This is a genomic window from Micromonospora sp. NPDC049171 (assembly GCF_040648275.1).
Classification (GTDB): domain Bacteria; phylum Actinomycetota; class Actinomycetes; order Mycobacteriales; family Micromonosporaceae; genus Micromonospora.
The window spans coordinates 1-9,033 of sequence record NZ_JBEZDJ010000057.1 but is presented as its reverse complement, the minus strand read 5'-3'; the positions used below and the strand labels follow the sequence as shown (position 1 = coordinate 9,033).

2 protein-coding genes are annotated in these 9,033 nt (G+C 73.7%); both read right to left on the bottom strand.

Going from position 1 to position 9,033, the window contains the following annotated elements; all coding sequences use genetic code 11:
* On the bottom strand, positions 1 to 1,715 hold a 1,715-nt coding region (locus AB0B14_RS36585), incomplete at its 3' end, for a beta-ketoacyl synthase N-terminal-like domain-containing protein (RefSeq protein ID WP_357081003.1).
* A gap of 3 nt (positions 1,716 to 1,718) precedes the next feature.
* A complete protein-coding gene (locus AB0B14_RS36580; RefSeq protein ID WP_357526735.1) occupies positions 1,719 to 9,032 on the bottom strand; it encodes a type I polyketide synthase in 7,314 nt (2,437 codons plus the stop codon).
* Position 9,033 lies beyond the last annotated feature (1 nt).

Sequence of the window (9,033 nt, the reverse complement as noted above, 5' to 3'; positions counted from 1 at the left end):
TGACCCGTAAACACAAACGCCACACCACCCTGCTCCACCGCCAACCCACCCACCACACCCGACACCACCTGACCCGACGCCACCGCCCGCAGGCCCGCAAGCAGGTCGTCCCGGTCGGCGGCGAGCACGGCGGCACGGTTGTCCTGCATCGCACGGGTCAGTGCCCTGGTGCGGGCCACGTCGAGGACCGCCAGGCCAGGTCGGGCCTCGAGGTGGGCCAGCAGGTCCCCGGCCTGCGCACGCAACGCCGCCTCGCCGCGGCCGGACAGCAGGACGGGCACGACCTGGGAGGGTTCCGGCGTGACCTCCTCCCCGGTCCGGTCCGGTTCCGGCTCGTACTCGAGGATCAGGTGGGCATTCGTGCCGCTGACCCCGAAGGAGGACACGCCCGCCCGGTAGGGGCGCCCCCTGTCCGGCCAGGGGGTTTCCTCGGTCAGCAGCCGGACGGCACCCGAATCCCAGTCGACATGCCGGGAGGGCTCGCTGACGTGCAGAGTCTTCGGCAGCACTCCGTGTCTCATCGCCATGATCGTCTTGATCACGCCCGCCAACCCGGCAGCCGCCTGGGTGTGCCCGAGGTTGGACTTCACCGACCCGAGCCACAGCGGACCGCCGTCACCGCGCTCCTGCCCGTAGGTGGCCAGCAGCGCGCCCGCCTCGATGGGGTCGCCGAGGGTCGTCCCGGTGCCGTGCGCCTCGACCAGGTCCACGTCGGCCGGGGACAGCCGTGCGTCGGCCAGCGCCTGCCGGATCACCCGCACCTGCGACGGGCCGTTCGGAGCGGTCAACCCGTTGCTTGCGCCGTCCTGGTTGACGGCGCTGCCCCGCAGGACGGCAAGCACCTGGTGGCCGTTGCGTCGGGCGTCCGAGAGCCGTTCGAGCAGCAGCACTCCCGCCCCCTCGGACCACCCCGTGCCGTCGGCGGACTCGGAGAACGCCTTGCACAGACCGTCCGGGGCCAGGCCACGCTGGCGGCTGAACTCCACGAACACGACCGGGGTCGACATGACGGTGACGCCGCCCGCCAGGGCGAGTGAGCACTCCCCCCTGCGCAGGGCCTGGGCCGCGAGGTGCATGGCCACCAGCGAGGACGAGCACGCGGTGTCGACGGCGAGCGCGGGGCCCTCGAGGCCGAAGGTGTAGGCCAGCCGGCCCGCGAGCACGCTGCCGGCGTTGCCGGTCAGCAGGTGGCCCTCGACCTCCTCGGGTGCGCGCCGCAGCCGCGAACCGTACTCCTGCCCGTTGGTGCCGGCGAAGACGCCGGTGTCGCTACCTTTCAGCGAGGAAGGGTGCAGGCCGGCCCGCTCGAACACCTCCCACGAGGTTTCGAGCAGCAGCCGCTGCTGCGGATCCATCGCCAACGCCTCGCGCGGCGAGATCCCGAAGAAGCCCGCGTCGAATCCGGCGACGTCGTCGACGAATCCGCCGCGCCGGACATAGCTCTTGCCTGCCCGCTCGGAGTCGGGGTCGTAGAGATCGGGGTCCCAGCCGCGGTCGGCGGGCAGCGGGGACATCACCTCCCGGCCCTCTCGCAGCACCTGCCAGAGGTCTTCCGGCGATCGGACACCACCGGGGAACCGGCAGGCCATCCCGATGACGGCGACCGGCTCGTGGCCGCCGTCCTCCAGCTCCTGGATCCGACGGTTCGCCTGCCGCAGCTCGGTGGTGAGCCGGTTGACGAAATAGCGCAGCCTGTCCTTGTCCTCATCGGCCATGGCTCAACGCCCCCTCTGGTCCAGGTCCCTGGTCTCGGATATTCCGAACTCTTTTTCGATGAACGCGAAGACCTCGTCGTCCGAAGCCGCGGCGATCTCGTCGTCGACGTCAGCCGATTCGGGTTGACCGACCGTGCCGCTCGGGGTTTCGCTCAACCTCGTGACCAGGACGCGCAGCCGGTTGCCTATGCGCGCCCGGTCGGCGGCGCTCAGGTCGGAGTTGGACAGCAGCGGCTCAAGCTCGTCCAGCCCCGCGAACACCGGCTCCGCGGGGTCGGCCGCGGCCGGCAGCACCAGCGAGCGGAGGTGCCGGGCCAGCGCGGCCGGCGTCGGGTGGTCGAAGACAAGCGTCGCCGGGAGCTTCAGGGCGGTCTCGCGCGACAGCAGGTTCCGGAGCCGAACGGCCGCCAGCGAGTCGAACCCGCAGTCCTTGAAGGCCCGGTCCGCGGCCACCGCTCCCGGTCCGGAGTGGCCCAGCACCACCGCCGTACGGTCGCGCACGAGGTCGAGCAGCACGGCGTCGCGGTCAGCGTCGGAAAGCCCGGCCAGTCGCTCCCGAAGCCGGGCGGACGCGTCGGAGCGCCGCTCCTGCTCCCCGTCTGCCAGCCGGGCTTCGGACAGCTCGGCGAACAGCCGGGCGGGCCGGTCGAACGCCAACTCGGAGACATAGGTGGGCCAGTCGACATCGGCGACGGCCAGCACCGGCTCGTCCCGGTCGAGGGCCGAGCCCAGGACCTCCAGGGCGAGATCGGCATCGAGGGCGGCCACGCCCCTGCGGCTCAGGCCGGCGGCGACCTCCGGCGCTCCCACGAGCCCGCCCCCGGCCCAGGGGCCCCAGGCCACCGAGGTGGCCTTCAGGCCTTCCGCGCGCCGCCGCTGGGCCAGCGCGTCGAGCATCGCGTTGGCCGCCGCGTAGGCGCCCTGGCCGGTGTTGCCGACGGCTGCGGTGAAGGAGGAGAACAACACGAACGCCGACAGGTCCAGCTCCCTGGTCAGATCGTGCAGATGCAGCGCGGCGCGGGCCTTGGGCGCGAGAACGGCGTCGATCCGGTCCCGGTCGAGCGAGCCGATCAGCGCGTCGTCCAGGACCGCGGCCGTGTGCACCACTGTCGTGAGCGGCCGGTCGGGCCGGATCGTCGCCAGCACCGAGGCCAGCTGCGTACGATCGGCCACGTCGCAGGCCAGGACCTCGGCCGTCGCCCCCAGCTCTTCGAGTTCGGCGACGAGTTCGGCCGCCCTCGGCGCGTCCGGCCCACGCCTGCTGACCAGCACCAGGTGCTCGATGCCCCGTTGGACCAGCCAGCGCGCCGCCCGGGCGCCCAACGCGCCAGTGCCTCCGGTCACCAGCGCGGTGCCGCGCGCCCGCCACTCCGGCGCGGCCCGCCCCGCCGCGACCGGCGCGTGCAGCAGCCGCCGCACCCGCACCCCGGAGCTCCGGACGGCGGCCTCGGGCTCATCCGTGTACGCGCCGGAGACGACGGCCAACACCTGCTCCCAGGTCCGCTCGTCGGTCGCGGCACCCTCGACGTCGATGAGGCCGCCCCACCGGTCCGGGTGCTCGAGTGCGCAGACCCTGCCCAGGCCCCACAGCGCGGCACCGGCCGGGTCCGGCGCGACACCGTCCGCGCCGGTGGAGACCGCCGAACGGGTGAGGCACCACAGCGGTGCCGGCACCCCGGCCTCGCCGAGGACCCCGATCAGCGTCGCGGTGGCGTGCAGGGCCTCCGGTTCCGCCAGCCCGAGCAGGGAGATGACACCTTCCACGTCCCGCACGGCCCGGATGGCATCCAGCAGGCCGTCGCCGGAGCGGAGAACAACGGCATCGGCACCCGCCTGCTCCAGTGCCCGGACGGCGGCACCCACCAACTCGGTCCGGTCCTGTTCCTGCGCGGCCACCAGCACCCAGGCCCTCCGCAGGGTGGCACCGGAGACCTCCGTACCCCGCGCGGGCTGCCAGTCGATCCGGTAGCGCCAGGAGTCCGTGACGGTCGCGGCCATCCGTTTCCTGCGCCACGCGGCCATCGCGGGAAGAACGCTGCTCAGCGGGGCCGCCGGGTCGACGCCGAGCGCCGCGGAGAACTCCGCCAGGTCGCCGCGATCGACCGCGTCCCAGAGGCCACTGTCGGCGTTGCCCGCCGCCACCGGCACGTCGTCGTCGAGCCAGTAACGCTTGCGCTGGAAGGCGTAGGTTGGCAACGTCACCGTCGCGGAGCCCGAGCCCTCGAAGACCGGCGACCAGTCGATGTCGACGCCGCGTACGAGGAGCTGCGACAGTGAGAGCAGGAACCGCCGCATTCCGCCGTCGGCACGGTGCAGCGTCCCCGCCACCAACGCCTGGCTCGCCTCGCGCTCCTCCGCGACCGCCGTCATCCCGACGGCGAGAACCGGATGCGGGCTCACCTCGACCATGATCTGGTGCCCCTCGTCGAGCAGCGCGCCGACGGCCGACGCGAACTGGACGCTCTGCCGCAGGTTGCGGTACCAGTACTCGGCGGTCAGCGAGGCACCGTCGCGCTCGACCCACCGACCGTCCACCGTGGAGTAGAACGGCACCGTCGCGGGCAGCGGCCGCAGATCGCCCAGCACCTCGATCAGGCGCGCACGGATCCCCTCGACCTGAGCCGAATGGGAGGCGTAGTCCACCGCCACCCGGTTCGCCCAGACGCCCCGGGCCTCGCACGCCGCGAGAAACTCCTCCAGGGCCACCGCCTCGCCGGCGACCACGACCGAGCGGGGGCCGTTGGCCGCCGCCAGCGAGAGGCGGTCCGCCCAGGGCGTCAGGAAGTCCGCACACTCCTGTGGTGCCAGGGTGGCGGTCGCCATTGCGCCGCCTCCGGCCAAAGATTCCCCGATCAGCCGGCTGCGCAGGGCCGCCACCTTCGCGCCGTCGCTCAGGGAGAGGATTCCGGCCACGCAGGCGGCCGCGATCTCGCCCTGGCTGTGACCGACGACCGCCGCCGGCCGCACGCCGAACGAGCGCCACAGCTCGGCCAGGGAGACCATCACCGCCCAGAGCGCGGGCTGGACGACGTCCACCCGGTCCAGCGGAGGCGCTCCCTCGGCACCGCGCACCACGTCGAGCAGCGACCAGTCCGTGAACGGCGCCAGCGCCGCCGCGCACTCGGCCATCCGCGCGGCGAACACCGGCGACTCGTCGAGCAGTTCCACGGCCATCCCGGCCCACTGCGACCCCTGCCCGGGGAAGACGAACACCGGGCCGGACGGCGCGGTACCGGAGCCGTACACGATCTCCTCGTGCTCCTCGCCGTGAGCCCAGGCGCGCAGCGCCGCCGGGTCGGTCCCGGACGCGACGGCGACGGCACGGTGCTCGAAACGCGTACGGGTGGCCACCAACGACCTGGCCACGGCAGCCATCGAGAGGTCGGGACGGTCCTCGAGAAATGTCGCGAGCCGCCCGGCCTGCGCCCGCAGCGCCTCCTCGGACCGGGCGGACAGCACCAGCGGGAGGGTTGACACCGGCGAGTCCCCCGTGGGCGTCTCCTCGTGCGGTGGGCCCTGTTCGAGGATCACGTGCGCGTTCGTACCGGAGACGCCGAACGCCGACACCCCGGCCCGGCGCGGACGTCCCGTCTCGGGCCATGGCCGGGCCTCGGTCAGCAGTTCCACGGCTCCCGCCGACCAGTCGACGTTCGGGGACGGGTCGTCGACGTGCAGGGTCTTCGGGAGGACGCCGTGCTCCAGCGCCTTCACCATCTTGATCACGCCCGCGACACCCGCCGCCGCCTGGGCGTGGCCGATGTTCGACTTCAGCGAGCCCAGCCAGAGCGGACGGTCCGCCGGGCGGTCCTGCCCGTAGGTGGCCAGCAGCGCGCCCGCCTCGATCGGGTCGCCCAGCCTGGTGCCGGTGCCGTGCGCCTCGACCGCGTCCACGTCGGCCGCGGTCAGCCCGCCGTCGGCGAGAGCCTGCCCGATCACCCGCTGCTGGGACGGGCCGTTCGGCGCGGTCAGGCCGTTGCTCGCACCGTCCTGGTTGACGGCCGAACCACGGACCACGGCGAGCACCCGGTGCCCGTCACGACGCGCCTGCGCGAGGGGCTGGAGCAGGAGCATGCCCGCGCCCTCGGCCCAGATGGTGCCGTCGGCCGCGGCGGCGAACGACTTGGCCCGGCCGTCGGGGGCGAGCCCGCGCTGGCGGCTGAACTCGACGAACATGCCGGGATTCGCCATGATCGTCACTCCGCCGACCAGGGCACGGGAGCACTCACCCCGGCGCAGCGCCTGCACCGCCAGGTGAAGTGCGACAAGCGACGACGAGCAGGCGGTGTCGACGGTGACGGCCGGGCCTTCCAGGCCGAAGGTGTACGCGAGCCGGCCGGACGCGACGCTCGCGGTGTTGCCGGTGAGCAGGTAGCCCTCCACCTCTTCGGTCGCGCGGTGCAGCCGCGGCCCGTACTCCTGCGCGGCGGCGCCCACGAACACGCCGGTCCGGCTGCCGCGCAGCGACGTCGGGTCGATGCCCGCCCGCTCGAACGTCTCCCAGGCGGTCTCCAGCAGCAGCCGCTGTTGCGGATCCATCGCGAGCGCCTCACGCGGGGCGATGCCGAAGAACTCGGCGTCGAACTCGTCCGCGTCGTGGACGAAGCCGCCTTCGCGGGCGTAGCTCGTCCGCGCCTTGTCGGGATCCGGGTGGTAGACGCCCTCGTTGTCCCAGCCTCGGTTGGCCGGGAACGGCGAGATCCCGTCGACGCCATCCGCCAGCAGTCGCCACAGATCCTCCGGGGTCGCCGCGCCACCGGGAAGACGGCAGCTCATCGCGACGATCGCGATCTGTTCTGCGCTCACCGCGACTGGCACGGTCGGTGCCTGCGTCCCCGTCGTGCCGGCGAGCAGGGCACCGAGATGCTCGGCCAGGGTCTCCGGTGTGGGATGGTCGAAGACGATCGTGGGCGGGAGCGCCATCCCGGTCTCGGCCGCCAGCCGGTTGCGGAGCTCCACCGCGGTGAGCGAGTCGAGCCCGAGATCCTGGAAGGCCCGGTCCACCGGCACACCCGCCGACGAGGCGTGTCCCAGCACCAGGGCGACCTGGTCGCGGACGAGTGTCGACACCGCCACGGCCCGCTCGACGTCGGGCAGCGCGGCGAGCCTGCGCAGCAGTTGCGAGGACGCCCCGGCACCGCGCCTCGCACGGGTGGGCAGCAGGCCGCGGAACACCGACGGCACGTCGTCTGGGCGCCCACCTCCCAGGTCCATGGCGAGGGCGGACACGACCGGCTCGTCCTGACCGAGCGCGGCGTCGAAGAGGGCGAGCGCGACGTCGGTGGCCAGCGGACGCAGCCCGCGGGCGGCGATCCTCGCCCGCGCGGCCGCCGTCAGGCCCCCGGCCATGCCTCCCTCGTCGGCCCAGGGCCCCCAGAGCAGCGAGAGCGCGGCCAGCCCCTCAGCCCTGCGGCGCACGGCCAGCGCGTCGAGGAACACGTTCGCCGCCGCGTATCCCGCCTGCCCGGCACTGCCCGCCAGGCCCGCGATCGAGGAGCACAGGACGAAGAAGTCGAGCGCGTGGTCCCGGGTCAGTTCGTGCAGGTGCCAGGCCGCGTCCGCCTTGGCGGCGAGGACACCGTCGATCCTCGCGTGGTTCAGCGAGGCGACAGCTCCGTCGTCCACGACTCCGGCGGCATGCACCACCCCGGTCAGGGGACGGTCCGGTGGGATCGCCGCGATCAGCCCGGCGAGGGCCCCGCGGTCCGTCACATCGCAGGCGGCCACCTCGACCGTGACGGCGCCGAGCCGGTCCAGCTCCGCCGTCAGCGCAGTTGCCGCGGGGGCCTGCGGACCGCTGCGACTGATCAGCAGCAGGTGCCGGGCTCCGTGCTCGGTCACCAGGTGGCGGGCCAGCGCCGAGCCCAGGGCGCCGGTGCCTCCGGTGACGAGGACCGTGCCGTCGCGCGGGTCGGCGCCGGGCGAGGCTGGCCGCGCGTCGGCGCGTACCAGTCTCGGGACGAGAGGGACGGAGCCGTCGCGGACGGCCAACCGCGGTTCCCCCGCGGCGAGCACTGTCGCGAGCATCCGCGCCGACAGACGCCGGTCGCCGGTGTCGACCAGGATGATCCGTCCCGGGTGCTCGGCCTGCACCGACCCGGCGAGGCCCCACACCACCGCCGCCTCCGGGTCGGGCAGCTCGTCTCCGACGGCGACAGCGCCTCGGGTCAGCAGGACGAGCCGGGCGGCGTCGAAGCGACTGTCGCCGAGCCACTCCTGAACGAGGTCGAGGGTCCGATGCGCCGCCTCCCGCGCCGATGCGGCCGGGCTGCCAGCCGGGCGCAGGAGGAGCGGTGCCAGCACCACCGCTGGCTCGCCGGTCACCGAGGCGAGGTCCGCGAAGACCTCGACCGGCGCGTCCTCCTCGGCGAGGGCTGACGCCTCGGGGGCCACGACGACGACGCGGCCATCCGGTGGTGCCTCGGCTGCCGTGCCGGGTTCGAGGTCCCGCCAGGTGAGGGTGTGCAGGGCACCGTCCCGACCGGTCCGTGCGGCACCGCGGAGCTGGGCCGCCGCGACCTGCCGGAGCACGAGCGAGCCGATCGACAGCACCGGACGGCCGGTGGCGTCGGCCACCGCGACGGCCACCGTGTCCTGTCCGGCCCGCACGATGCGCAGGCGCAGGCTGGAGGCGCCGGCGGAGTGCAGCCGCACGCCAGTCCAGCTGAACGGCAGCCTGGCCTGGTCCGGGTCCTGCTCCAGGTCGTGATTGACGAAACCGAGCCGCATGGCCTGCAGGCCGCTGTCCAGCAGGGCGGGGTGCACGCCGTACCCGGCCACGCTCGGACCCTGTGCCGGGTCGACCTCGACGAACAGTTCGGCGCCACGTCGCCAGGCCGCGCTCAGCCCCTCGAACGCCGGGCCGTAGCGGAACGCGGTGCCGTCGAGGTCGTCGTAGAAGCTCCGCACATCGACAGGCGTGGCACCCGGGGGCGGCCACGAGGCGAGGTCCGGATGGTCGTCCGGCGTGTCGTCGGGGGCGAGGACTCCCCGCGCGTGGCAGGTCCACGGCTCTTCGCCGCGGCGAGAGTGGAGCGTGAGGGTGCGGCGGCCGGAGTCCTCGGGGACGCCGACGGTCAGCTGGAGGACCAGCTCGCCGTCCTCCGGGAGGATCAGCGGCGCCTCGTGGGTGAGTTCGTCGAGCCGCTCACACCCGACCTGTTCGCCGGCCTGCAGCGCCAGTTCCAGATAGGCCGTGCCGGGCAGGACGACCTGGCCCAGCACCGTGTGGTCGGCGAGCCAGGGGTGGGTGCGCAGGGACAGCTTGCCGGTCAGCACCAGCCCGTCGGACTCAGCGAGCCCCACCGCCGCACCGAGCAAC